Origin of the sequence: Hydrogenophaga sp. SL48, from assembly GCF_021729865.1 — a bacterium.
Classification (GTDB): domain Bacteria; phylum Pseudomonadota; class Gammaproteobacteria; order Burkholderiales; family Burkholderiaceae_C; genus Hydrogenophaga.
On the sequence record NZ_CP063400.1, the window covers coordinates 3,656,807 to 3,682,381 of the forward strand.

Sequence of the window (25,575 nt, forward strand, 5' to 3'; positions counted from 1 at the left end):
TTCGTCCAACAGCCGTCCTGCCCTCAGCGCTGGCGCAAGGTGCGGCTGAGCAGGATCACCGGCAGCAGGCCCACCAGCACCAGGGTGAGCGCGGGCAGCGCCGCCTCTCCGAGCCGCTCGTCGCGCGCGAGCTGGTAGGTGACCACGGCCAGGGTGTCGCTGTTGAAGGGCCGCAGCACCAGGGTGGCGGGCAGTTCTTTCATCACGTCCACAAACACCAGCAGCGCGGCCGCCGCCGTGGACCGCCTGAGCAGCGGCCAGTGCACACGCAGGGCCAGGCCCAGTCCGGTGGTGCCGAGCATGCGCGCCGAGTCGTCCAGGCTGGCCGGGATGCGGGCATAGCCGCTCTGCACCGACTGCAGCGCCACCGCGGTGAAGCGCACCATGTAGGCCCAGACGATGCCCAGTGCGGTGGCGGTGATCCAGTAGCCCACGCTGGACTCGGGGCGCGCGACCATCCACCAGCCCACGGGCAGCAGCAGGCCGACCACGATGACCGCGCCCGGCACCGCGTAACCCAGGCTGGCGAGCTGCACCACGAACCGGGTCACGAAGCCCGGGCGCGCGCGCGCGGCGAACGCCAGAGCCAGCGCCAGCGCTGTGGCCACCGCGGCGCTCAGGGCCGCCAGCCGAACGCTGTTGCCCGACCACTGCACGAACTGCGTCCAGGGCAGGGACTCCCAGCCGCCCAGCAGCGGGCGCAGCATGAAGATCACCGGCAACACAAAGCCAAACAGGATCGGCAACCCGCAGGCCAGCCAGACCACGGCCGCCCGCGCGCCGCGCAGGCGCACCGGTTGCGCCTCGGCACTGCCGGCGCGCTGACCCCGCAGCGACGCGAAACGCATGCGCCGCTGCGCCCGCTGCTCCAGCCACAGCAGCAGCGCCACCAGGGCCAGCAGCATGGTGGCGAGTTGCGCGGCCGCCAGCGGCATGTCCATCGACAGCCAGGCCTTGTAGATGCCGGCGGTGAAGGTCTGGATGCCGAAATAGCTCGCCACGCCGAAGTCGGCCAGCGTCTCCATGAGCGCGAGCGCCACCCCGGCCGCGACCGCCGGGCGCGCCAGCGGCAGCGCGACCTCGCGGATGCGGCGCGAGAGCGGCGCGCCCAGCAGGCGCGCGGCCTCCATCAACTGCGCGGCGCGTTCGGAGAGCGCGGTGCGCGCCAGCAGGTAGACATAGGGGTAGAGCGAGAAGGTGAACACCCAGACCGCACCCGCGGTGTTGCGGATTTCAGGGAACACCCGGCCGCGCAGCCCGAAGCTGTCGCGCAGACCGGTCTGCAGCGGGCCGCTGAACTGCAGGAAGTCGGTGTAGGCGTAGGCCACCACATAGGCCGGCATGGCCAGAGGGAGCAGCAGCGCCCACTCGAACACCCGGCGCCCGGGAAAGTCAAACAGCGTGACCGCGCTGGCCGCCGACATGCCCACCACCGCCACCCCCAGCGCCACGCTCAGGCACAGCAGCAGCGAGGTGAACACGTAATCCGGCAGCACGGTGCGCCCCATCTCGGCCAGCACCTGGCGGGCGGCGGCGTCCAGCTGCAGCCACGAACCCAGCAGCGACAGCACCGGCAGGGTCAGCAACAGGGCGAGCAGCAGCAACAGGGCGGTGGGCCACCAGCGGGTCATGGGCGGGCTTGTGGGGATGGATGGGATGAGGGCATGGCCGTGATCATGGCATGGCCTCTTTGGCCACACCGGCCGCTGCGCGCCGCCTGGCTTGACCTGCGTCAACACAAATGAGAATTGTAGTCATCTAGAATGACCCACCATGTTCCTCAACGTCAGCCACCTGAGCGTTCAGTACCCCGGCCAGCCGCATCCCGCCGTGGACGGCGTCTCGCTGGGCTTGCGGGCGGGCGACATCGGCGTGCTGATCGGCCCCTCGGGCTGCGGCAAGACCACCCTGCTGCGCGCGGTGGCCGGCCTGGAGCAGGCCCACAGCGGCAGCATCACGCTGGAGCGCGAGACGGTGAGCGATGCAGGCCACCACGTGCCCGCCGAAAAGCGCCGCATCGGCATGGTGTTCCAGGACTACGCGCTGTTTCCGCACCTGAACGTGGGCCGCAACGTGGCCTTTGGCATCGCCTCCCTGCCCCGCCACGAGCGCGACCGGCGCGTGGCCGAGGTGCTCCAGCTGGTGGGCCTGGACGGCATGCAGGCGCGTTTCCCCCACGAGCTCTCCGGCGGCCAGCAGCAACGCGTGGCGCTGGCCCGCGCGCTCGCGCCGCGCCCGCGCCTGCTGCTGCTCGACGAACCGTTTTCGAACCTCGACGTGGACCTGCGCGAGCGCCTGGCGCACGAGGTGCGCGGCATCCTGAAGGCCGCCGGCGCCACCGCCCTCTTCGTCACGCACGACCAGCTCGAAGCCTTTGCGATCGGCGACGTGATCGGCGTCATGCACGAAGGCCACCTGCACCAGTGGGACGACGCCTACGCGCTCTACCACCGGCCGGCCACGCGCTTCGTGGCCGAGTTCATCGGCCACGGCGTGTTCACGCCGGCCCAGATCCAGCAACACGGCGGCGACGTCGTGGTGCAGACCCCGCTGGGCGCACTGCTCGACGTGGACGAGTGCCCGCTGCCCACGGCCTACGAAGCGGGGCTGTGCGACGTGCTGCTGCGGGCCGACGACATCGTGCACGACGACCTTGCACCGGTGAAGGCGCAGATCACCCGCAAGGCCTTCCGGGGGTCCGAGTTTCTCTACACGCTGCGACTGAACACCGGCGAGACGCTGATGACCCACGTGCCCTCGCACCACAACCACGCCGTGGGTGAGTGGATCGGCATCCGCGCCGAGGTGGACCACGTGGTCACCTTCGCGCGCGGCGGCCTGGCCACCTCGCCGCCCGCGCCGGGCGTGGCGCGCGTGGCGGGTCTCGCCGCTCAGCGCTGAGCGGCGCACCCTTCGGATCTCAGCTCAGCGCGGCCTTCACACCGGGCAGGCGGGAAATCACCAGCCAGTCCAGCAACAGCACACTCAGCAACACCGCGCCCGACAGCGGGAAGGCCAGCGCGGCCACCAGCATCACCACCGCGCCGGTCTTCCACAGCGCAAGGTTCTGGGGCCGTGGCGGCGCGGCCAGGCGCCCCGAGCCGGCCGGGCGGCGCTTCCACCACATGACGATGCCGCTGACGCACAGAAACGCCACGCCCGAACAGAACAGCACGTTGAGCCACGCGCTCCACAGCCCGAGGTCGCCCTGGTGCAGCGCGATGCCCACCGCCATGACCTTGCCCATCGGCGCGTAGTCGGCAAACCGGGCCTCGGCCAGCACCCGCCCGGTGTAGCGGTCCACATGAACGGTGCGGTCACCCCAGGGGTTGCGCAGGTCACCGCTCATGCTGTCCGCCGAGATGGTGAACACACCGTCGGCGGCCTGGGGCACCTGGATGTGGTGCTGGCCCTGGAAGCCGAGCGTTTGGGCCAGGCGGGCCACGCCGTCCAGATTGACCGGCTGGTCGCCGGGCACACCGGGCGTGCCGGCGGTGGAGCCCGACGCGGGCAGTCGCGTCTGCTCCAGGCCCCAGGGCACCTCGTGCAAGCCGTCGGGGTTCAGGCTCGCGTGTGTGGCGTCCGACTTCGGGACCTTGTCCCACTTGGTGTCGGGGAAGCTGCCCCAGGGTTGCATCAACTGGCCGCCCCACACCCCGGTCCACGACAGACCGGTCAACAGAAAGCCCAGCAGCACCGCGCTGAGCCAGAAGCCCACGCTGGCGTGCAAGGACTTCCACCACGCGCGCCCGCGCGCCCGCAGGTTGGGCACCAGCACCTGGGCCCAAGCCGTGTCGCCGCGTGGCCACCAGAGGTAGAGGCCGCTGACGATCAGCACGATGCCCAGCCCCGCAGCGACCTCGATGAGGCGGTCGCCCACATCGCCGATCAGCAGCGTGCCGTGGATGCGCTCGGCCCAGGCAAACAGGGTGTTGTCCTTGTCCACCACCTTCAGTACCTCCGCCGTGTACGGGTTGACGGCGATGGCCTCGGTCGCGTCCTGGTGTTTCACCACAAACCAGCTCGGCGCATCGGCGCCGCGAGGGGTCACGTACTCCTTCAGGCTCGCCTCGGGAAACCGGGTGAACACGGCCTGGGCCTGCACCGTGACGGCCTGTGCTTCGGCCTGCGGCGCCACGCTCACCTTCCAACCCAGGCGGTCCTGGAAACCGGTGAAAAACACCATGACCAGGCCGGTGAGGGCCAGCATGAGCAGGAAGGGGACCACGTAAAGGCCGGCATAAAAATGCCAGCGCCAGGCGACGGCGTAAAAGCGCGGCAGCCTGGACGCAGGCACCGATGGGGCGGGGGGATCGATGGGGGTGTTCATGGGTGTTGCCTGTTCAACATCGTGTGGGTGGGTGAAGTGAAAAATAGGGTTGGGGCAACCCGCTCTGACGGATGCCGGCACGGCGTCATGCCGCCACCGCCAACGCCGGGCGGCGGACCGTCCAGTCCATCGCCCGACCCATGGGCAGCAGCGAGAGCTTGTGCCGGGGTGGCCCGCTCTTGCGGCTGCGCGGGGGCAGCAACTGGGCCAGCGCACGACAGACCGTTTCGGTCTTGGCGTCCACCACCTGCGCCAGCTCACGCAGACCCGGCAGGGCCGCGCGGATGGCATCGGCCTGCCCGGTGGGGACCTCTTCGGGCGACTGCCAGGGCAGCCCCAGCAGGCGCAGCAGGTGCGCCATGCGCTGCATCACGCTGCCTGTGCGCAGGCGGGCCATGTCTTGCAAGCGCTCCTGCTGTTGCAACAGGACCTGGCGCATGAGCGCATCGCGCAATCCGGCAGAGCTCAGAGAGGGCTGTGACACCGCTTCGAGGCGGCATCCGGTGAACGCAATGGCCGTGAACTGGTAGCGCTGGTCGCACAGGCCTTCGATGCCGATGAGGTCACCGGGCAAGGCCAGCTGCACAGGCAGCGCCTGAGGGCCGTGGTCACGGTCCAGCCGCACCACGCCTTCGACCACGCGCCACACCGGCCCGGCCTCACCGGCCTGAAAAACGGTCTGGTTGCCGGCGACATCGCGCACCGGCGGCACTTCGGGTACCCACATGAAAGTCTCCTGAACATGAGAAGGGGCCACGCAAAACCCTCCGCGGGCGCGTGGCATCCGGGCGGACGGGCAAGGCCGTCCGCAACACTCAGGTCAGGAGAGGCGGGCCCCGGGCGGAGGGGCTGGGCGCTGCACGCGAAGCCCAAACGCGCGCCACAAACAGCGGGTGAGGCCAGTGACCCGCCTCGGTCTCCACCACCGGCAGGGAGGGAATCAGCGGCGCGAACCGCTCGGCGGCCAGGACGCAGTGACCACACAGGTCCATCGCCTCGGGGTCCTGCGACGGCACACCGCCCTGGTTGCCGACGGTGCCAGCGTCCACCTGCACCCATTGCATGCCCTGGCTGGAACACACCTCCACCCAGTCGCCCTGTCCCGGCGCGCGCCACGAGGCCAGCGTGCGCGACACCGCGGGTGCCAGGGTGGCCAGCAGCATGGCGAACGCCAGCCCGTGCGCGATGCGCCGCAGCAGAGAGGAGCTGGCCAGGGACATGGTGCAGGGCGGGTGGACGGAGTCGCAGCGACCGAAGGTCAGTGCTTGTGTGCCTCGGTGGGCTTCATGTCACCCTTCATCTCGCCCTTCATTCCAGGCTTCATGCCGCCTGCGGCTGCGGCGCTGTTGAGCGGACGCACCGGCGCCTGGATCTCGACGTTCTCGCGCTTGCCGTCCTTGCCCTCGAACACCAGCGTGACCGGCACCACATCACCCTCCTTCACCTGCGCCTTGAGGTCCAGCAGCATCACGTGGTAGCCACCGGGCTTCAGGTCAACAGCCTTGCCGGCGGGCAGGGCCAGGCCCGGCACCTGGCGCATTTTCATCACGTCTTTGTCCATTGCCATCTCGTGGATCTCGACCACGCCAGCCACTGGCGACCTGGCCTCGACCAGCTTGCTGTCGGCCTTGGCGGTCAGCTGCATGAAGGCGCCCGTGGCTTTTTGCTGGGCCACGGTGGCGCGGACCCAGGGGTCCTTGATCTCGACGCTGGACGGGCTTTGCGCCCAGGCACTGGCGGTCATGGCGAGCAGGGTGGTGATGAGCAGTTGTTTCACGGGAACTCCTGTGGAGGTTGAGGAAAGGGAGGGGGACGGGAAACGGTTGAACGGTCAGGCCGGCTGTTCCTGGAGCAGGCGTTTCACGTCGGCGGCGTAGTCGTCAGCGGTCTGCTCGTGGCGCAGGGCGACGCGGATGCGGCCCTCGCGGTCGAACAGGTAGGTCAGGGCCGTGTGGTCCATGGTGTAGCTGCTGCCGGTCGGCACCTTTTTGTAGAAGACGCGAAACCCGTCGGCGGTGGCCTTGATCTGTTCCGCGCTGCCGGTCAGCGCGACGAACGAGGGATCGAACGCCGCCATGTAGTCGCGCAGCAGCGCGGGCGTGTCGCGCTCGGGGTCCACCGTGACGAACAGCAGCTGCACCTGGCTTGCTTGGGCGCCCATCTGTTGCAGCACCGCCGCCGCGCGCGTCAACGCCGTGGGGCAGACATCAGGGCACTGCACGAAACCGAAATAGAGCATGACCACTTTGCCGCGGTAGTCGGCCAGGCTGCGCGCCTGACCGTTGAAGTCGGTCAGCGTGAACCCGCGCGCATAGGGAGCGCCGGTGATGTCGATGCCTTTGAACGCCCCTGGCGTGCTGGCACCAGACAGGCGGTCACAGGCACTCAGGCCCCCGACGAGGGCGAACGCCCCCAGCCAGGCGCTGAACGCGCGTCGATCACGGCAGGCAGGCGCCTGCAAAGCACGGGATTGAGGGAACATGGAGCCATCCAGAAATCAGGGAACACACGCAGCACCCCCGGAGGGATGTGCGACCGTGGCGATTTCAGATGGCGAGCGGCGGAGCGCGGGCGTGGGCGACGGCCCAGGTGCCCGTGAGCGTGACAGCGTGGAAAAAGGCGGGGGGCGGCTCGGTCTGGCGCGGCAGCGGCTCGGCCAGGACCGCCACGGGAGGCAGATCGGCGGCACCGCCGTGCAGGGTGCACCAGGGGCAGTGCATGCTGGCGTCGGCCATTGGCGCCGATGGGCTGTCCGACGGCGTGGCGCCGGTGTCGGCCTGGACCCAGATCATCCCCGAGACACTGCAGACCTCGACCCAGTCGGAGCGGTCCGACGAGACCACCATGGCCTGCGCCACCGTGGGCGCCAGCGCGCCCAGCACCATGGCGAGCATGGCCAGCCAGGCGGTGAAACGGCGGTGGACGCGGGACAACGGCATCCGCGCAGTTTATCAGCCCATGCACACGGAAGGCCTTGTTCCCTGGGCGACTGTCATTCAACGCGGGTCGCCACTACGATGGCCGTTCACCATCCCACAGGAGACATGCATGCTCAAGCTCTGCGGCTTTTCCGCCAGCAACTACTACAACAAGGTCAAGCTCGCCCTGCTCGAAAAGGGCTTGCCCTTCGAAGAAGAACTGGCCTGGATCGGCGAGACCGACGCCGAAGCCAGTCCGCTGGGCAAGGTGCCCTACCTCAAGACGGACGAGGGCGCGCTCAGCGAGTCCACCGTCATCCTCGAGTACCTGGAAGCGAAGTACCCGCAACACCCGCTGCTGCCGGCCGACCCGTTCGCGGCGGCCAAGGTGCGTGAGCTGGTGCGTTACACCGAGCTGCACATGGAGCTGGTGGCACGCAACCTCTACCCCGAGGCCTTTTTCGGCGGCAAGATCAGCGACGCCGCCAAGGAAAAAACCGGGCTGCAGCTGGAGAAGAGCGTGGCCGCGTTCGCGAAGCTGGCGAAGTTTTCGCCCTTCATCGCCGGCGACAGCTTCACCCTGGCCGACGTGGCCGCTGCGGTGCACCTGCCGCTGGTGAGCAGCGCCAGCAAACTGATCTACGGTCACGACTGCATGGCCAGCCTGCCGGTGCGCGACTACCTCAAGCGCATCGGCGAGCGGCCCACCGTGCAGCGGATCAACGCCGACCGCAAGACCAACACCGAACAGATGCTGGCACGGATGAAGAAGTGAAGCACCCCCCGCGCCGCTTCGCGTCACCCCCCTACAGGGGGGCGGCACTGGCCGTCCGGCAGAGCCGGCCCGGCGGTGCCTCTGGGCTGGACCTCGTCATGCCTCGTGCTCGCGCTTCGGCTCCATGTAAACCGAAGGGGTCTCAGTCGGTAGGGTCCGGCTGCAACAGACGGGCCACTTCGGTCCGCAGGTCCTGCGCCCAGGTGCGGCGGTCGCGGCCCTGGTCGCGCTGGGGTTCGCCGTAGCGCACCACCGCCTGCACGCCGTCCGCCCGCAGCGTGGCCCAGAGCGATTGCATGAGCGTGGTGTCGCCGATGTACAGCGGCGCATCGCAGCGCTGGCCGCTGTCGCGGTCGGCGTAGCGCAACGCCACCGGCAAGGCCGGCGCACCCGCGGCAATGGCGGCCTGCAGCAGGTTGGCGTGGAAGGTCAGCAGGGTCTGGCCGTCGCCCGTGGTGCCTTCGGGAAACACCGAAATCACGTCCGGCGTGCGCAGGCGCTCGGCCACCTGGTGCACCACCCGCATGGCGTCGCGCCGGGACTCGCGCTCGATGTACAGGGTGCCTGCGGCATCGGCCAGCCCGCGGATCACCGGCCAGTGCCGGACGTCGGCCTTGGAGACGAAGCGCGACGGCTGCGCGGCGTTCATGACCAGGATGTCGAGCCAGGAGATGTGGTTGGCCACCTGCAGCAAGGGGCCATGGGTTGGCGGGGTACCCTGCACCACCAGCTCCACACCGAGGATGCCCAGCATCTGGCGCGTCCACTCCCTCACCATGAACTGGGTCTGGGCGGGCGTGAGCCGGCCGAACTCGCTGCGGATGACCCACAGGCCGTGCAGCACATGCCCGGTGGCGCGCACCAGCCGCCACAGGGCACCCGCCCGCGACCGACCGATGCTCACGCCGCAGCCTGTCGGCGTTCCGCCTCGTGCGCCACCTGGCCACCCACCAGCGTCATGCGCACCCGAACGGGCAGCTCGTGGCCCTCAAACGGCGTGTGGCGGCCCTGGCTGCGCAGCAAGGTCGGGTCCACGCGCCAGCTCGCGTCGGGATCGAAGATGCACAGGTCGGCGTGCCCACCCACGGCAATCTGGCCCACGCTGTGCTGCAGCGTGCCCAGCGCATGCCCCAGTACCGCCTGAGGTCCTGAGGTCAAGACCGTCAGGGCCTGCATCAGACCCAGGCCGTCCTGTTGCGCCCATTTGCAGGCCAGGCCGAGCAGCAGCTCCACGGCTGTGGCGCCGGGCTCGGCTTCGGCGAACGGCAGGGTCTTGGCGTCGGCGTCCACCGGGTTGTGGTCCGACACCAGCGCGTCGATGCTGCCGTCGGCCAGGCCCTCGCGCAGGGCGTCGCGGTCGCGCTGCTGGCGCAGCGGCGGCTGCAGGCGGGTGCGGCTGTCGTAATAGCCGATGTCCGTGTCGGTCAGGTGCAGGTTGTGCACGCTCACGTCGCAGCTCACCGGCAGGCCCTCGGCCTTGGCCTGGCGCACGAGCGCCAAGCCCGCCGCGCTGCTGATGCGGCACAGGTGCACGCGCGCTTCACTGCCCTTGCCGTGCACCGCGCGCAGCAATTCAAACAGGGTGTGCAGCGCGATCGTTTCGGCCATCACCGGGATGCCGGCCAGGCCCATGCGGGTGGCCAGCGGGCCACTGGCGGCGACGCCCTTGCCGAGCCAGAAATCCTGCGGCCGCAGCCACACGGTGTAGCCGAACGTGGCCGCGTACTGCAGCGCGCGCTGCAGCACCTGGGCGTTGACGATGGGCACCTCGGCCTGGCCGAAGCCGATGCAGCCGGACTCGGTGAGTTCGGCCATCTCGGTCAGCACCTCACCCTTGAGCCCACGCGTGAGCGCGCCCAGCGGGAACACGCGGGCTCGGTGCATTTTTTCCGCGCGGAACTTGAGCATGTCCACCAGACCGGGCTCGTCGAGCACCGGCTCGGTGTCGGGCGGGCAGACCAGCGAGGTCACGCCGCCGGCGACGGCCGCCGTGGTTTCGCTCTCCAGCATGCCCGCGTGCTCCTGCCCCGGTTCACGCAACCGCACCGCAAGGTCCACCAGGCCCGGCGCCACCACACAGCCGGTGGCGTCGATGGTCCGGTTGGGATGGAAGTCGGCGGCGACCTTGCCGATGGCGATGACGCGACCGGCGGCGATGGCGATGTCGGCCATCTCGTCGCGGCCGCTGGCCGGGTCCATGACGCGACCGTTCTGAATCAGGATCTTCATGCTTCATTTCCTGCAACGATGCCCATCACCGCCATGCGCACGGCGATGCCGAAAGTGACCTGCGGCAGGATCACGCTCTGCGGGCCATCGACCACGGCGGAGTCGATCTCGACCCCGCGGTTGATCGGGCCCGGATGCATCACGATGGCGTCGGGCTTGGCCCAGCGCAGGCGCTCGGGCGTGAGGCCGAAGCTCTTGAAATACTCCTGGCTCGATGGCAGCAGCGCGCCGCTCATGCGTTCGTTCTGCAGGCGCAGCGTGATCACCACGTCGCAGTCCTTGATGCCCTCTTCCAGCGTGTGGCAGACGCGCACACCCATGTGCGACAGGTCGCCGGGCACCAGGGTACGCGGGCCGACCACGCGCACGTCGGGGCAGCCCAGCGTGGTCAGCGCGTGGATGTCGGAACGCGCCACGCGCGAATGCAGCACGTCGCCGACGATGGCCACCGAGAGCTGCGTGAAATCTTTCTTGTAGTGCCGGATGGTGTACATGTCCAGCAGGCCCTGCGTGGGGTGCGCGTGGCGGCCGTCACCGGCGTTCACCACGTGCACGTGCGGCGCCACGTGCTGCGAGATCAGGTACGGCGCGCCCGATTCGCTGTGCCGCACCACGAAGATGTCGGCCGCCATCGCGGAGAGGTTGGCGATGGTGTCGAGCAGCGACTCACCCTTGGCGGTGGAGCTGCGCGCGATGTCCAGCGTGTAGACGTCGGCCGAGAGGCGCGTGGCCGCGATGTCGAAGGTGGTGCGGGTGCGGGTGCTGTTCTCGAAGAACAGGTTGAACACGCTTTTGCCGCGCAGCAGCGGCACCTTCTTGACCTCGCGATCGCTCACGCTCACGAAGTTGGCGGCGGTGTCCAGGATCTGGGTGAGGATGTCGCGCGACAGGCCTTCGGTGGACAGCAGGTGGATCAGTTCGCCGTTCTTGTTCAGCTGGGGATTGCGAGCCACGTCAGACATCCTTGTTCTCAAGCACGAAGCGGAAACGCCCGTTGTCGTCGCGAGCCAGTTCGAGCAACTGGCTGACCGGCAGGCTCAGTGTGGCCGCACAGACGTTGGCCTGGATCGGCAACTCGCGCCCGCCCCGGTCCACCAGCACCGCGAGCTGCACACTGGCCGGGCGGCCATAGTCAAACAGCTCGTTGATCACGGCGCGCAGCGTGCGACCGGTGTAGAGCACGTCGTCGATCAGGACCACATGGGCGCCGTTCACGTCGAAGGGCAGGACGGTCTGCGCCGACATGGCCAGGCCGCGCTGCGCGAAATCGTCGCGGTGCATCGACGAGGAGATGACCCCCGCATCGCCGGGCAAGCCCAGATCCCGCTGCAGACGCTCGGCCAGCCAGGCGCCGCCGGAGGTGATGCCCGCGAGCACCACAGGCTGGGACGTCGCGGCGATCAACGCTTTCACGCCCCGCAGCAGATCGGCGTAAAGCAGCTCGGCATCGAGCTGGATGGTTTGGGTCATGGCAGGCTCCTCAGAAACTGTTCCAGGATGATGCAGGCGCTGGCCGCGTCGGCGTCCTTGGCGCCCAGGCTGTGGGCTTCGGTGGTGCTGTAACGCTCGTCCACTTCGAACACCGGCAAGCCGTGGCGGCCACGCAGCTGGCGCGCGAACTTCCGTGCTCGCGCGGTGTTCTCGTGGGAGGCGCCGTCGGGATGAAAGGGCACACCCACGACCAGCGCGTCGGGCTGCCACTCTTTCAGGCGCGCCGCGATCTGGATGAATCGGGCGTCGCCCTCGGCGGCGATGGTGGCCTGCGGTGTGGCGGTGCGGGTGATCCGGTTGCCACTGGCGACACCGGTGCGCTTCAGGCCAAAGTCAAAGGCCATGAACATCTGGCACTGGGCCGGGACTTCGGGCGTGACGGGAACAGAAACCATCTCGCTCATGCGTGGCCCGCGTCGGGCGACAGCATCCAGGGCTGCAATCCCAGCAAGGCCATCGCGCGTTCGTAGCGCTGCTCGACCGGCGCATCAAAAATCACGCTCGGATCGGCCTCGACCGTGAGCCAGCTGTTTTCGGTGATCTCCGACTCCAGTTGCCCCTGCCCCCAGGACGCGTAGCCCAGGGTCACGAACACGCGGCGCGGGCCGGCACCCGATGACATGGCTTCGAGCACGTCGCGCGAGGTGGTCATTTCCAGGCCGCCGGGAATGGAAAGCGTCGAGGCGTAAACCGTTTCCCCTTCCCCGGCGTCGATCGCATCGTGCAGCACGAAGCCGCGCTCGGTCTGCACCGGGCCGCCCTGGAACACCGGCTGGTTCGCCAGGTCTTCGCGTCCGAGCGGGAGGTCAACCTTTTCAAACAGGCGGGGCAGCAGGATGTCGCTGGGTTTGTTGATCACCAGACCCAGCGCACCGCGCTCGCTGTGTTCGCACATGAAGACGACACTGCGGCCGAACAGCTCGTCGCTGAGCCCGGGCATTGCAATCAGGAAATGATTGGTGAGATTGATCGGGGCAGAATCGGCGGACATGCAGTGATTTTAAGCCGCTGATCCACAGGCCCTTGCCCTTCCCCACACCCGAGCCAACCCCCATGAACCGCTACGACCAAGGCCTGATGTGGTTCCGGCGTGACCTGCGGGCCGACGACAACGCCGCGCTCCACCATGCACTCAAACAATGCCGCCAGCTCTGGTGTGTGTTCGTCTTCGACACCGACATCCTCGACACCCTGCCCCGCGCGGACCGCCGGGTCGAATTCATCCATGCCTCGGTGATCGAGCTCGATGTCCGCCTGCGCGAGCTGGGCCGGGTCGCAGAGCACGAGGGCACCGGGCTGATCGTGCGCCATGCTCGCGCGCAGGACGACCTGCCGGCACTGGCCCAGCAGCTGCGCGTGCAGGCCGTGTTTGCCAACCACGACGACGAGCCCGCTGCGCATGCGCGAGATGCCCATGTGCGGGGGCAGCTGGCCCACGCCGGCATCGTGTTCCACGGCCACAAGGACCACCTGATCTTCGAGCGCCGCGAGGTGTTGACCCAGGCGGGCCATCCCTACGGCGTGTTCACGCCCTACAAGAACGCCTGGCTCAAGCAGGTGGATTCGTTCTATCTGAAGGCCTACCCGGTGGAGCGTTACGCCGCGTCGCTGGCGCCGTTGCCACAGGCCCTGGACGCCCCGATCCCGCAGCTCTCGGACATCGACTTCGAGCCCACCAACCTGGCGCAGCTGCCCATGCCCACCGGCGCCAGCGGCGCTCAGCAGCTGCTGGACGACTTTGTCGAGCGCATCGACCGCTACGAGGCCACGCGCAACTTCCCGGCGGTCAAGGGGCCGAGTTACCTGAGCGTGCACCTGCGCTTCGGCACGGTCTCGATCCGGCAGCTGGCCTTCATCGCCTACCAGATGCACCTTCAGGGCATGCAGGGCGCGAGCACCTGGCTGTCCGAGCTGATCTGGCGCGATTTTTACCACCAGATCCTGGCCAATTTCCCGCACGTGGTCGAGAAGGCGTTCAAGCCCGAGTACGACCACATCAAGTTCGAACACGGCAAACACGCCCACGAGCTGTTCGCCGCCTGGTGCGAAGGCCGCACCGGCTACCCGCTGGTGGACGCCGCCATGGCGCAGATCAACCAGACCGGCTACATGCACAACCGGCTGCGCATGGTGGCAGCAAGTTTTCTGGTGAAGGACCTCGGCATCCACTGGCAATGGGGCGAACGCTATTTCGCCGAAAAGCTGATCGATTTCGACCTCGCCGCCAACAACGGCGGCTGGCAATGGGCCAGCTCCAGCGGCTGCGATGCACAGCCCTGGTTCCGCATCTTCAACCCGGTGACGCAGAGCGAGAAGTTCGATCCGCAAGGCAAGTTCATCCGCCGCTACCTGCCCCAGCTGGCGCAGCTGCCCGACGCCGCGATTCACGCGCCCTGGACGGCCCGCGAACTGGAACTGGTGGGCGCGGGCGTCGAGCTGGGCAAGACCTACCCGCACCCCATCGTCGACCATGCCCTGGCGCGCGAACGCACCTTGCTGCGCTATGCGGTGGTGAAAAAACCCGGTTCGACGCCCACATGAAAAACCCCGGCGCGAAGGCCGGGGTGGTGATCGGGCGTCGGCCGTGCGCTCAGGCTTCTGCGGCGGCGCTCTGAACGTAGTGCCCGACCAGGGCCAGCAACTCGTCTTCCGAGTACGGTTTGCCCAGGTAGTGGTCCACCCCCAGCTCGCGCGCGTGCTCGCGGTGCTTCTCGGCGATGCGCGAGGTGATCATGATCACCGGCAAACCCGACAGGCGAGGGTCGCTGCGGATGTTGCGCACCAGATCGAACCCGTCCATGCGAGGCATTTCGATGTCCGACAGCACGACCGTCGGACGTTCGTGTTGCAGGCGTTCGAGCGCCTGCAGGCCATCGGCCGCGAGCGACACGCGATAGCCCTCACGCTGCAGCAGTCGCTGCGTCACACGGCGCACGGTGATCGAGTCGTCGACCACCAGCACCAGCGGGACGGCGTTGACCACCATCTCCACCGGCAAACCGGTGTCGTCGTTGGTCGCGTTCAGCAAGCCTTGTCGCTTCTGTGCGTCCACCCACGACTGCACCTGATCGCCATACACCGTGGCCAGCGCCACCGGGTTGTAGATCAGCGCCACCGCGCCCGAGGCCAGCACCGACATGCCGGCCAGACCGGGCAGACGAGACAGCTGAGGACCGAGGTTCTTCACCACGACTTCCTGGTTGCCGAGCACCTCGTCCACGTGCATGGCCACGCGTTGCGCAGCGCTTCGGAAAATCACCACGGGCAAGGTGCGTCCCTGGGCTTCCTGGGTCTGGGCCGATGACCGCAACAGCGCGCCAGCCCAGTAGAAAGGCACCTCTTCGCCACCCACCGTCAGCGTGTTTTTCGCGTAGGCCTGCGCCAGCTCGTCGGTACCGACGCGGCGCACGAGTTCCACCTGCGTGGATGGCACCCCGATGGTGAGCGTGCCCGTGCGCAGCATCACCACCTGCGTCACCGCGGTGGTGAGCGGCAGCACCAGCTTGAAGTTGGTGCCATGTCCGGCGCGGGTGTGCGTCTCGATGCGCCCGCCCAGCGCGATCACGTCGTTTCGCACCACGTCCATGCCCACGCCACGGCCCGCCAACGAAGACACTTCGCTGGCCGTGCTCAGACCGGGGGTAAAGATCAGCTGCGCCGCCTGGTCGTCGGAGAGCGCCACACCGGCCTCGACCAGGTTCTGGGCCACCGCTTTCTCACGCAGGCGAACGAGGTCGAGTCCGGCGCCGTCGTCCTGGAACACCACGGACACGTCGTTGAGTTCCTGGGCCAGGCGAATCTCAATGTGGCCTTCCGCGGGTTTGCCCAGGGCCAGTCGCTGCTCAGGCATTTCAATGCCATGCACCACGCTGTTGCGCAGCAGGTGTTCGAACGCCGCCGTCATGCGGTCCAGCACGCCACGGTCCATTTCGATGTAACCGGCCGTGATGTCCAGTCGCACCTGTTTGCCCGTTTCTTTGGACGCCTGCCGCACCACCCGGTACAGCCGTTCGGAAATACCCTCGAACTCCACCATGCGGGTGCGCAGCAAATCGCGCTGCAATTCGCGGGTCTGCCGCCCCTGCGCCACCAGGCCGTCTTCGGTCGCTTCCACCGCCCGCTGCAGGTTGCGCTGCACCGTGGCCACGTCGTTCACCGACTCGGCCATCATGCGGGTGAGTTCCTGTACCCGCGTGAAGCGGTCGAACTCCAGCGGATCGAACGACAGGTCGGCGTCGCGGGCCTGCGCCAGACGCGACTGCATCTGTGTTTCAGCCTGCAATTCGATGTCGCGCAGTTGGTGACGCAAACGGTCCAGGTTGCCCGTCAGGTCTTTCAGCGAGCCGCGCAAGGTCACCAGCTGGGACTCCATGCGCGAGCGGGTGATCATGACCTCGCCGGTCTGGTTGACCAGGCGGTCGAGCAGTTCGGGGCGGACCCGGACGGCCGCACCAGCGCGCTGCGCCACCAGCACGGGTGGCTGCAGCAGCGTCATCCCGGTCAAGCCTTGAGCGCCTGGCGCGCGGGTGACAACCGGCAAAACCTCCGGCTCGGGCGAGAGTTCGGTCTGCGGCGCTTCTTCCACCGCAGTGACACCGAAGGGCTCGGCATCGAAGGTCTGTTCAGGGGCGGTCTGCACCACGCCCTGAGACTCCACATCGCTGTTGCGCAACAGATCGAAGCGAGCACACAAAGCATCGTAGGAAGCCTGGAGGGGCTCCAGGTCGGCTCGCTGCAGCACGTCGGAACCCAGTCGCTCCACCGCCGTTTCAATGCGGTGAGCCATCTCGCCGAGTCGCAGAGCGCCCGCCAGACGCGCACTGCCCTTCAAGGTGTGCAGGTTGCGCAGCACCTCGCCTCGGGCGCTGGTGTTGTCGGGTCGCCCCATCCACTGGCGCAGTGCACCACCCAGTTGCGGAAGCAGTTCCTGGGCCTCCTCCGCAAAGATCGGGAACAGGTCCACGTCGATCGTGTCGAGCACATCGATGTCGTCGTCAATGTCTTGCGCCGGACCCCGCTCGGCAACCTCCGCAGGCAGCGGGGACAACAACGTGTCAAGTCCAGCAACAGCGGACGGTTCGAAGTCCGTGGGCACAAAAGCAGAAGGAACCGTGCCCACCTCCGCCGGCAGGTCCAGCACCTCCACCGGCTCGTTCTCGGGCTGAGTCGCCTCGTGGTCCGGTGCCTCGGCGTCGGGCGCGGCGTCCGCTTCCGTTGGCTCAGCGAACCCTGTGTCCGTGGGTGCGGGCAGGTGCAGCAGACGGTCGAGCGCACTCAGCAACTCGACATTGGGCTCCTTGAAGAAACCGGCGGCAAACTGATGGAGCAGCCGACGGATGTCCTCGGCCGCGTCCACAAACAGCTGAGCCTGTTCGATCGTTGCCGCTTGTCCACCCTGTTGGTGCAGGGCCACCGAAGCCAGCGAATGCTCCAGCGCTCGCGCGATGTCAGAGAGAGGCTGAAAACCCACTGTGGCTGAGCTGCCCGCAAGCGAGTGAGCAAGGGCCTCGGCCTGATCGGGAACGGGTTCGTGGTGTTCCAGCGCCCATTCCGACAGACAGGTGCTCAACCGGCGCGACCATTCATCGGCCTCGTTGAGGTAGACGTTGTAAAGCCGGATGCCAATGCGCAACGGCCCGATCTGGCGCGTCTGCTCGTCGGGCACGTCATCGTTGATGTCGGCAGGAACGGACGTGTCCAGCGCCTCGACGGAGACATCAATCACGTCTGTGAAAGACACCTCCTGCTGCGCATCGGGGACCGCTTCCAATTCCTGCGGCTCATCGGAGACCACCTCCAATGCCACCGGCTCCGCGACGACCTCTTCCACGAACACACTGTCGGGTTCGTCCGGATGGAACACTGGCCCCGGAAGACCGTCCTGCAAGTCGGGGGCCTGAGGCAGCGCCGCCTCGGTGTCCAACGAGATATCGTCGAACATGGAGGATGGGTCATCGGATGAAGACCCATCGACCGCCGGACCCGATGGAAGCGAAGCTTCGATGTGTTCGGAAGCGTGCGGCGCCAGGCCCTCAAAGGCCATGTCACTGAGCAGCGGGGCTGGTTCACCCGACGCTGGCGGTGTCGCCGTCGGCGAATCGAAACTGAAATCGAGGTCCACTGCCGCAGAATCACCAAAGTCCGCAGCCGGCTCTTCGGGCGCATCCTGAGCGACGACTTGCGCATCTTCGGTCTCGACTTGCACGGGCGCTTGCTCCGGCTCGTCTCCGCTGACCACGGTCTCGAAAGGTTCCGGCGCCTGCACGGCAGCACCCAGCGAAAGGTACTGCCCCTGATCGCGCCAAGCCTGCGCACTGATCCGGAACGGCTGGGCCTTGCGGTCGCCATCGCGGTGTTGGGCAATGTCTTCCACCCATTGAGCCAGCACGTTCAGCGAGTCTTCTGCCAGAGACCGCAACGGCGCCTCCGTCGGACGCTGCTCGGCGAGTGCTGCGTTGAGCACCTGTTCCATCGCCCAGGCCGCCTCGCCGAACTCCGACAAGCCCACCATGCGCGAGCTGCCTTTGAGTGTGTGATAGGCACGGCGCAGGGTGCTGAGGTGCTCCAGATCGGAAGGCTCATGCGCCAGTGCCGCCACGGCATCTCGCCCATGGGCCACGACTTCGCGTGCCTCCTCCAGGAAGATGTCCAGGAGGTCGTCGTCATCGTTTCCACCAGCGTCAAACACCGGCGCAACCGGCGCGCGAACGTCCTCAACGCCCGTCTGCGCCAGGCCGATCAGCGCCTGGGCCCCGGCCACAGCATCGTCGCCGACCACCGCCTGCGCCGCTTCCCGAGCGGCCCGTGCCACGCCCGGCTGCTCGACCAGAGAGGCCTGATCGGCCAGCGAACCCAGCTGCTCGCTGAGGTCGGCCAGATCCACCGTGTTCTGCGCGCTGTCGACCACGCGCTGCACGTCGGCGCTCAGCGCATGGGCCTCTTGATGTGTGGCCTGCGCGCGGGGAACGTCCACCACGGTACGCCCCATCAACGGCTTGAGTTCGCCAGATTCTTCGTCAAAGACAAACAGCTTCTTGGCCAGCGCGGGCTGGTAGTTGAGCATGTCCACCAGGAAACTGAGCGCGCTCAGGTTGTTGCCCAGCTGCTGAAACGTTCCGGCCTGACGGGCCATCACCTCGTCCACCTCGGTGTCCAGGATCTGCTCCACCGAGCTGCGCATGCGCCCGACCGTGTTCACCGCCTGGTCCAGACCCAGAACCGAGAGCACGCCGCGCATCTGCACCAATTGAGACACCGCCACATGCAAACAGGCTTTCTCGCGCGGTGCCCGGAAAAACTGGTCCAGCGATTTCTCGACCTCCCCCAAGGACACCTTGAGCTCACCCACCACACTGCCCAGCGTCTGCCGGTCGCTCACGCGCCGGTAAAGCTGCTCCATCCAAGGTTCCAGGGGTTGTGCTGGCTCGCCGGCAAGAACCTGCTCCAGACGTTCGGCCAACGCCTGTGTGCGGGCAGTGAGTTCCTGATCGTTGGGGTCAAAATCCTCGAACGCAGCTTCGAGGTACAGCGTGGTGGTGGCCACCTCCATGGACAGCTCGGGCTTCAGCGTCCCCGGCACTCGGGCCGCCTGTTCGGCCGCCTTGACCAGCGCACGGGCCAGCACGGTGCTCGCGGGGTGCAACCTCAGCAGGGAGTCACCGATCAGGCTGTACTGGTCCTGTACCTGCCTGGCGCGGCTCATGTCACCGCCTGCCATCAGCGACCAGGACTCCTTGCCGGCGTTGATGCGTTTGCGGGCCTGCACCAGGAGGGCTGGATCAAAACGCCCCAGCGTCGCCTGGCTGTAGTCCACGGCAACGGCATCGGTCAGACCAAACGCCTGGCGCACAGCCACCAGATGGGGCGTGGCCACGCCTTCCCTGGGCTGGGCCTGCGAGCAAAAGAACAACAGGTCATGCAGCAGGGTCTCTGACACATCGCCGCGCGTCTTCTCCTGTGCCAGCCCGGACAGTTGCAGCAGAATGCGCGAAGCCGCGCGCTTGACGTACAGGTCGGAGGGCACCAGGTTCTGGGCCACCGCTTCAAAATACGCGGCCGCCACACGCCAGAAAGTCACCACCCTGGGCACATCCGAACCTGCCGACAAGCCGGCACACATTCGAGACAGCTGGGTCCCGACGGCGGGGCTCGGCGACTTGATCATGAGCAACACGACCCGGTCGAACCGCGAACGCATCTGGGCGTCGGCCTTCTGCGGCTCCACACCCACCGGTGCATTCACATCGATGCCACGCTGGTCAAAGGCCCACAGATCCGACGGATGCACCCGCTCAGCCGCGGCCAGTTCCTGCACCTCGCGGTATTGACTGAAGAGCGCGACCGGCTGGACCTGCTTGTTGTTCAGGATGGCTTCGAGGTATTCGATCAGTGCGAAACTGGCACGCTCGACCTTCCCTGCCGCTTCATTCGTGCAGGTCTGAGGACGTTGCACAAACCGCTGCACCGCCGCTTCCATGGCGCGCAGCACCTGGGCCGGGGCAATCAGCCCCACCATTTCAAGCGCACCCACGGCCTGGTGCAACTGCTGTCGCGCCACCCGCAAAGAACCCGGATCCACCGCCTCCAGGTCGCTCAGCCGGGATTGCTCCGTTTCACGGACAAAGCGCTTGATGGCCTTGTTGGCACCGTCCAGCGACTTGCGCAACTCCTCGAAGACCCAGGCCAAGGGGCCCAGATCGGCGAGTTGTGCATCCGTGGAAAAGCTGTCGTGCTGGGTGTCGAGCATGTTGTTTCAGGCCTGACGGCAAGGAAATCAGGCGATCTTGAATCGCGACACCGATTGGCGCAGTTCTTCGGCCATGGCAGAGAGTTCGCGCACCTGCTGGGCGGTGGACCGTGTGCCCTCGCCGGTTTGCTCGGTCACCGCAAAAATGTGCTGGATGTTGCCAGCCACCTCGTTGGCCGATTCGGCTTCACGCAAGGTCGCACTGGAAATCTGTTCGATCAGCTCGGCGAGTCGGCGCGACACGCGGTCGATCTCGGACAGCGCGGTACCGGCGTTGTCGGAGAGCTTGGCCCCTTCCACCACACCTTGCGTGGAGCGCTCCATGGCGGCCACCGCGTCTTGCGTGTCGGTCTGAATCGCCTTCACCAGCGCCGCGATCTGGCGCGTGGCGTCCGCGGAGCGTTCGGCCAGGCGCTGCACTTCTTCGGCCACCACCGAGAAGCCGCGACCGGCTTCACCGGCGGATGCGGCCTGGATGGCGGCGTTCAGGGCCAGCACGTTGGTCTGTTCGGTGATGTCCGAGATCAGTTCGGTGATTTCACCGATCTCCTGCGACGATTCGCCGAGACGCTTGATGCGCTTGGACGTTTCCTGGATCTGGTCCCGGATGGCATTCATACCGCCAATGGCGTCCTGCACGGCCTGAAGACCGGACTCTGCGGCCTGCAGTGAGGTGCGCGCCACATGGGCCGACTCCTGCGCCTGCCCCGACACCTGGTTGATGCGTTGCGCCATGTCCAGCACCGACTGACCCGTCTCGCGGATCTCGCGCAGTTGTTCGGTGGAGGCTGCCAGCAGTTCGGTCGAGGTGCTTTCCACCGCAGACGTCGTCTGCGCCACGCGCGTGGCCGTGGCCTGCACGTTGCCCACCAGCGATCGCAGCTCTTCCACGGTGTAGTTCACCGAGTCGGCGATGGCACCGGTGATGTCTTCCGTCACCGTCGCTTCCTGAGTCAGGTCGCCCTCGGCCACCGTCTGCAATTCGTTCATGAGCCGAAGAATGGCCGCCTGGTTGGCGTCATTCACGCGCTTGGCGTCCTGCTGCTGGGACTCGGCCACCACCTTTTCGCCCTCAGCCACCAACTGCCGCTGCCGGCTGTCCTGCAACTGGAGGTAGGCCAGACCGACACCACACAGCAACGTGAACAAGGATGACAGCAACAAAGCGACCAGCTCGGTGCCGCCCACGCCCGCACTCGAGGACAGGTCGCTCTGAAGCTTCTCCAGACCGAGTCGGAGCGGTTCACTGTCCGCAATGATGCCGGCCTGCGCTTCGCGCGCCGACACAAGTCCTTGCAGGTTGCCCAGAATGGCGCCGGCTTCGGTTCGTGTCTGTTCGTACAGCTTGAGCAGCGCCTCGAGGCGCTCGCGAATCTGGGGATCGCTGGACGACTTCAGGCGCAGTTCGGTGCTGCCGTTGAGCAGGCCATCGGCGATTTCCTTGAAGGTGTTCAAGTCCTTGCCAAGCAGGAACACCGCTTCAGGACTCACGCCTTCCATGGTCAGGAATTCGTTGGCCGACTTGCCGATGCGCTGCGTCAACATCACCAGCTGGCCGGAGGCCGAAATCTCGGTGGCAGGCGCGCCCAGCTGCAGTTTCAATGAAGACACCGTTTCCGCGATCTCCAGCAAGTCAGAAGACTGGCGGTTGATGGAGCGCAGCGCATCGCCCACCTGGGTCAGGGTCTTCTGCTGGCCGAGAATGACTTCTGCGTTGGTTCGGGCACGTTCGACCACGGGCCCAAGTTGCGCCAACTGCTCTTGAAACTCTGGTCCCAGCGCATCCATCGTTGCCGCCTGCTGGGCCGCACCCGATCCACCCGCTTCACCACTCCCACCCTGCTTGAAGGCGATGACGTTGCCAGAGAGGATGTCCGAGCTTTCCCGCACTTCGACAAAAGCCGGCGGACTGCCGATCAAGGCCTGCGAGGCGCTTTTGGCCAGTCGCTGGGACTGCATCAAGGCCTGGCCGCTGGCCGCCACCTGCTGACTCACTTTGTCGGTCTTGTTCAGGACGAAAAACACCACGGCCGCGAGCACCACCACCGCGAACAGCAACAGGGTACCCAGGATGCGTCGGTGTTGTTCAGCCGTCCTGCGGCCCAGCAAAGGCAGCCTTAGGAGGCCAGAACCCACCGCATCCTCGTTCGGCTCACTCAACCGACTCTCGGCGAAGCCGTCATCGTCTGCATCGGCTGGTGCGAGTCGCTCTGCCGCGACACGCGCGAGCTCGTCGGGAGATGCATTGCTCAGATCAGGCTCTGCGGCATTTTTGTTTTTGAACAGTCGATCAAGCAGAGCCATGAGAAAACCTTCCAACTGAAAATCAGGGCCGAAACCGACCCGGTCATCCAAACAAGACGAACACCGAAAGCGCCAGCCTCAAACCGGCGTCAAGCCGCGATCGAAAGAAACTCCGTGTCACCGGCGAGCGCCTGCAGGTTCAACTCCTGCCACGAACGGCCTTCGCCGTCGATCAGGCGCCGGGCAAACCAGGCCGGCGCATCCGGCTGGCTCTCGGCCAGGCTTTCAAACATGGCCGGGTTGCGGAGGCCCAGCAGGCGATCGATCCACAACACGGCATTGACACCCAAGGCAGCATGCAAACTGACCAGCCGCGACTCGGACGTCACGCGATCAGACACCCGCGCGTCAGGGCCCGCCGCCACTGCACCACTCAGTTGCCCCAGGTCGACAACGCCATGAAGGCCCCCTCGCAGACTCGCCACGCCGACGTACCAAGGCTTGGTGTAAGGCACCGTTTGCAAGTTGGCCCAGGAGAAAATCTCACCGGACTGCACGAGCGGCACCAAGAACCGGTGACCTCCCGTCTCTACCGCCAACCAAGACGCCGTGACCGCCTCGGACTTGGCGGCGGTCAACCGCTCCGCCAGACGCACCTGAAGATCTTTGAGTGACTGTCGTTTGGCCATGCTCGGAGGGTCTCAATAAACTGAGGGCGAGGCCTCAGTCGAGCGCCCGGATCTTGGAAATCAGTTCCTCGGCATTCACCGGCTTGGTGACGTAGTCACGCGCGCCTTGACGCATGCCCCAGACGCGATCGGTTTCCTGATTTTTGCTGGTGCACATGATGATGGGAATGTCGGAATACTGGGGATCCCGGGTGATCGCCCGAGTCAACTGAAAACCATTCTGACCGGGCATCACCACGTCCATCAGGATCAACTCCGGCTTTTCCTCGCTGAGCCGACGAAAGGCCTCTTCGGCATTCTCAGCGGTTCGAACTTTGTAGCCATTTTTCACCAGCAGATCGGACAGGACCATCAGTTCGGTCTTGGAATCATCCACCACCAGTATTTTTTGAATCGGCATCATGGGGCTCCTGTGAGATGGGCGCCAAACTGTTGCACGGCTTGCAGCAGCTGGTCTTTGGTGAAGGGTTTGGTGAGGTATTCCTGGGAACCGACCATGCGCCCACGCGCCTTGTCGAACACGCCGTCTTTGGACGACAGCATCACCACAGGAATGCTGGCGAAACGCGCGTTGCGCTTGATGATGGCACAGGTCTGGTAACCGTCGAGGCGCGGCATCAGGATGTCGCAGAACACCAGATCGGGCTGGTAATCGTTGATCTTGGCCAGGGCATCGAAGCCGTCTTCAGCCAGAAGGACCTCGTGCCCACCCTGCTTGAGAAAGATCTCGGCGCTGCGTCGGATGGTGTTGCTGTCGTCCACCACCAGGACTTTGAAAGTGGGCGTTGTGTTCACGGCAGGTTCACTCCAGAAAGCGATTCAGAACAGATCACGGAACAGTGTCGCATGAGACAAACCGGACAAGGTGCCAGAGATGCTCAGATTTGGACCATCTCGAAGTCTTCCTTGCGCGCGCCACACTCGGGACAGGTCCAGTTCATCGGCACATCGGCCCAGGCCGTTCCAGGCGCAATACCCTCTTCTGGCGACCCGGTGGCCTCGTCGTAAATCCATCCGCAAATGAGGCACATCCAGGTCTTGGTATCGGTCATGGTGGTGGGAGCAGTGTCTTAGAATCCGGCCATTGTATCGACCCATAGAGGGCCGCCAGTGGACTCTCTCTGCTGGAAATCCCCGAAGACAACCGCTTCGGTGAAACGCGTCACGCAACCCTCATTTTCATGCTCCAAACCCCTTCACCCCCTGCGCCCGACACCGTCGCGGAGCCTGGCGAAACCTCGCTGCCCTGCGTGATGGTGTTCAACGCCAACGATCCGAGCGGCGCGGGTGGCCTGTCCGCGGACCTCACCGCGATGTCCAGCGCCTCGGCCCATGTGCTTCCCGTGGTCACAGGCACCTACGTGCGTGACACCTCCGAGATCCACGACCATTTCGCTTTCGACGAAGAAGCGGTGACCGACCAGGCCCGCGCAGCGCTCGAAGACATGCCGGTGCAGGCTTTCAAGGTCGGGTTTGTCGGCAGCCCCGAGAACCTCGCGGCCATCGCTGGCATCACCACCGACTACGCGGAGGTGCCGGTCATCACCTACATGCCCGACCTGTCCTGGTGGGACGAACTGGAGATCGAAACCTACCTCGACGCCTGCGTCGAACTGTTGCTGCCGCAAACCACCGTGCTGGTGGGCAACCACAGCACGCTGTCGCGCTGGCTGCTGCCCGAGTGGGAAGGCGACCGTGCACCGAACGCGCGCGAGGTCGCCCGCGCGGCCGCCGTGCACGGTGTGCCCTACACGCTGGTGACCGGCTTCAATGCCGCCGACCAGTACCTCGAAAGCCACCTGGCCAGCCCGGAAGCGGTGCTGGCCACGGCCCGCTACGAGCGGTTCGACGCCACCTTCAGCGGGGCGGGCGACACCTTGTCTGCGGCGCTGTGCGCCCTGATCGCCTCGGGCGCGGATCTTCAATCGGCCTGCGCCGAAGCACTGACCTACCTCGACCAGTGCCTGGACGCCGGCTTCCAGCCCGGCATGGGTCATGCCGTGCCCGATCGCCTGTTCTGGGCCCATGAAGACGACGAGGACAGCGATGCGCCGGGGGAAGACCGCGATGGCGAAGCCTCTGACAGCCGGCTGGACTCCGGTGACTTTCCACTCGACACCACCAAACACTGATCCCTTTGCATCCTGACAGGC

23 protein-coding genes are annotated in these 25,575 nt (G+C 66.5%); 4 read left to right on the plus strand and 19 right to left on the minus strand.

Annotated features, from left to right (window positions below; translation table 11 throughout):
- Positions 1 to 23 precede the first annotated feature (23 nt).
- Positions 24 to 1,631 carry an ABC transporter permease gene (locus tag IM738_RS17335; protein ID WP_236962299.1) on the minus strand — a complete coding sequence of 536 codons (1,608 nt, stop codon included), beginning with the start codon at positions 1,629 to 1,631 and terminating at the stop codon, positions 24 to 26.
- A gap of 142 nt (positions 1,632 to 1,773) precedes the next feature.
- On the opposite strand from IM738_RS17335, the gene IM738_RS17340 reads away from it, so the two are divergent.
- Positions 1,774 to 2,901 carry an ABC transporter ATP-binding protein gene (locus IM738_RS17340; RefSeq protein ID WP_236962300.1) on the plus strand — a complete coding sequence of 376 codons (1,128 nt, stop codon included), beginning with the start codon at positions 1,774 to 1,776 and terminating at the stop codon, positions 2,899 to 2,901.
- A 19-nt stretch (positions 2,902 to 2,920) separates the two neighbouring features.
- Here the strand turns inward: IM738_RS17340 and IM738_RS17345 are convergent, their stop codons facing one another.
- The 6 genes from IM738_RS17345 to IM738_RS17370 form a co-directional block, all read right to left on the minus strand.
- Entirely contained in the window at positions 2,921 to 4,330 is a 1,410-nt protein-coding gene (locus IM738_RS17345; RefSeq protein ID WP_236962301.1) for a PepSY-associated TM helix domain-containing protein, read from the minus strand.
- An 85-nt stretch (positions 4,331 to 4,415) separates the two neighbouring features.
- Entirely contained in the window at positions 4,416 to 5,057 is a 642-nt protein-coding gene (locus IM738_RS17350; protein ID WP_236962302.1) for a Crp/Fnr family transcriptional regulator, read from the minus strand.
- 88 nt (positions 5,058 to 5,145) lie between these two features.
- On the minus strand, positions 5,146 to 5,550 hold the full coding sequence (locus IM738_RS17355) for a DUF2946 domain-containing protein (RefSeq protein WP_236962303.1): 405 nt from the start codon (positions 5,548 to 5,550) through the stop codon (positions 5,146 to 5,148).
- A gap of 38 nt (positions 5,551 to 5,588) precedes the next feature.
- The gene (locus IM738_RS17360) at positions 5,589 to 6,074 is read right to left on the minus strand and encodes a copper chaperone PCu(A)C (RefSeq protein ID WP_236966348.1); all 486 of its coding nucleotides are present in this window, start codon (positions 6,072 to 6,074) and stop codon (positions 5,589 to 5,591) included.
- A gap of 87 nt (positions 6,075 to 6,161) precedes the next feature.
- Positions 6,162 to 6,812, minus strand: coding sequence for an SCO family protein (locus tag IM738_RS17365; protein WP_236962304.1), 651 nt, complete (start codon positions 6,810 to 6,812; stop codon positions 6,162 to 6,164).
- Between the two features lie 64 nt (positions 6,813 to 6,876).
- A complete protein-coding gene (locus IM738_RS17370; protein ID WP_236962305.1) occupies positions 6,877 to 7,269 on the minus strand; it encodes a DUF2946 domain-containing protein in 393 nt (130 codons plus the stop codon).
- 109 nt (positions 7,270 to 7,378) lie between these two features.
- On the opposite strand from IM738_RS17370, the gene IM738_RS17375 reads away from it, so the two are divergent.
- The gene (locus IM738_RS17375; protein WP_236962306.1) at positions 7,379 to 8,023 is read left to right on the plus strand and encodes a glutathione S-transferase family protein; all 645 of its coding nucleotides are present in this window, start codon (positions 7,379 to 7,381) and stop codon (positions 8,021 to 8,023) included.
- A 142-nt stretch (positions 8,024 to 8,165) separates the two neighbouring features.
- Here the strand turns inward: IM738_RS17375 and IM738_RS17380 are convergent, their stop codons facing one another.
- From IM738_RS17380 to IM738_RS17405, 6 genes are read right to left on the minus strand one after another with little or no spacing between them, the layout of a single operon-like run.
- Positions 8,166 to 8,927, minus strand: coding sequence for a lysophospholipid acyltransferase family protein (locus IM738_RS17380; protein WP_236962307.1), 762 nt, complete (start codon positions 8,925 to 8,927; stop codon positions 8,166 to 8,168).
- A complete protein-coding gene (locus IM738_RS17385; RefSeq protein ID WP_236962308.1) occupies positions 8,924 to 10,252 on the minus strand; it encodes a dihydroorotase in 1,329 nt (442 codons plus the stop codon). Before IM738_RS17385 ends, IM738_RS17380 begins: the two co-directional genes overlap by 4 nt.
- Complete coding sequence (locus IM738_RS17390; RefSeq protein WP_236962309.1) at positions 10,249 to 11,214, minus strand: aspartate carbamoyltransferase catalytic subunit; 966 nt, start codon at positions 11,212 to 11,214, stop codon at positions 10,249 to 10,251. Before IM738_RS17390 ends, IM738_RS17385 begins: the two co-directional genes overlap by 4 nt.
- The gene (gene pyrR / locus IM738_RS17395) at positions 11,207 to 11,722 is read right to left on the minus strand and encodes a bifunctional pyr operon transcriptional regulator/uracil phosphoribosyltransferase PyrR (RefSeq protein ID WP_236962310.1); all 516 of its coding nucleotides are present in this window, start codon (positions 11,720 to 11,722) and stop codon (positions 11,207 to 11,209) included. Before pyrR ends, IM738_RS17390 begins: the two co-directional genes overlap by 8 nt.
- Entirely contained in the window at positions 11,719 to 12,138 is a 420-nt protein-coding gene (gene ruvX / locus IM738_RS17400; protein WP_236962311.1) for a Holliday junction resolvase RuvX, read from the minus strand. Before ruvX ends, pyrR begins: the two co-directional genes overlap by 4 nt.
- Before the next feature lie 5 nt (positions 12,139 to 12,143).
- On the minus strand, positions 12,144 to 12,734 hold the full coding sequence (locus IM738_RS17405) for a YqgE/AlgH family protein (protein WP_236962312.1): 591 nt from the start codon (positions 12,732 to 12,734) through the stop codon (positions 12,144 to 12,146).
- A gap of 62 nt (positions 12,735 to 12,796) precedes the next feature.
- On the opposite strand from IM738_RS17405, the gene IM738_RS17410 reads away from it, so the two are divergent.
- Positions 12,797 to 14,284 (plus strand): cryptochrome/photolyase family protein, encoded by a 1,488-nt coding sequence (locus IM738_RS17410; RefSeq protein ID WP_236962313.1) that lies wholly within the window; start codon positions 12,797 to 12,799, stop codon positions 14,282 to 14,284.
- Positions 14,285 to 14,333: 49 nt separating this feature from the next.
- Here the strand turns inward: IM738_RS17410 and IM738_RS17415 are convergent, their stop codons facing one another.
- The 6 genes from IM738_RS17415 to IM738_RS17440 form a co-directional block, all read right to left on the minus strand.
- On the minus strand, positions 14,334 to 20,489 hold the full coding sequence (locus IM738_RS17415) for a hybrid sensor histidine kinase/response regulator (RefSeq protein ID WP_236962314.1): 6,156 nt from the start codon (positions 20,487 to 20,489) through the stop codon (positions 14,334 to 14,336).
- A gap of 27 nt (positions 20,490 to 20,516) precedes the next feature.
- Positions 20,517 to 22,793 carry a methyl-accepting chemotaxis protein gene (locus IM738_RS17420; protein ID WP_236962315.1) on the minus strand — a complete coding sequence of 759 codons (2,277 nt, stop codon included), beginning with the start codon at positions 22,791 to 22,793 and terminating at the stop codon, positions 20,517 to 20,519.
- A gap of 89 nt (positions 22,794 to 22,882) precedes the next feature.
- Positions 22,883 to 23,422: a chemotaxis protein CheW gene (locus IM738_RS17425; RefSeq protein ID WP_236962316.1), complete on the minus strand. Its 540-nt coding sequence runs from the start codon at positions 23,420 to 23,422 to the stop codon at positions 22,883 to 22,885.
- 34 nt (positions 23,423 to 23,456) lie between these two features.
- On the minus strand, positions 23,457 to 23,822 hold the full coding sequence (locus IM738_RS17430) for a response regulator (RefSeq protein WP_236962317.1): 366 nt from the start codon (positions 23,820 to 23,822) through the stop codon (positions 23,457 to 23,459).
- Entirely contained in the window at positions 23,822 to 24,217 is a 396-nt protein-coding gene (locus IM738_RS17435) for a response regulator (protein WP_236962318.1), read from the minus strand. Before IM738_RS17435 ends, IM738_RS17430 begins: the two co-directional genes overlap by 1 nt.
- Positions 24,218 to 24,300: 83 nt before the next feature.
- A complete protein-coding gene (locus tag IM738_RS17440; RefSeq protein ID WP_236962319.1) occupies positions 24,301 to 24,474 on the minus strand; it encodes a rubredoxin in 174 nt (57 codons plus the stop codon).
- Between the two features lie 129 nt (positions 24,475 to 24,603).
- Between IM738_RS17440 and thiD the strand changes: the two genes are divergently transcribed.
- Positions 24,604 to 25,554: a bifunctional hydroxymethylpyrimidine kinase/phosphomethylpyrimidine kinase gene (gene thiD / locus IM738_RS17445; RefSeq protein WP_236962320.1), complete on the plus strand. Its 951-nt coding sequence runs from the start codon at positions 24,604 to 24,606 to the stop codon at positions 25,552 to 25,554.
- The last annotated feature ends 21 nt before the right edge of the window (positions 25,555 to 25,575 follow it).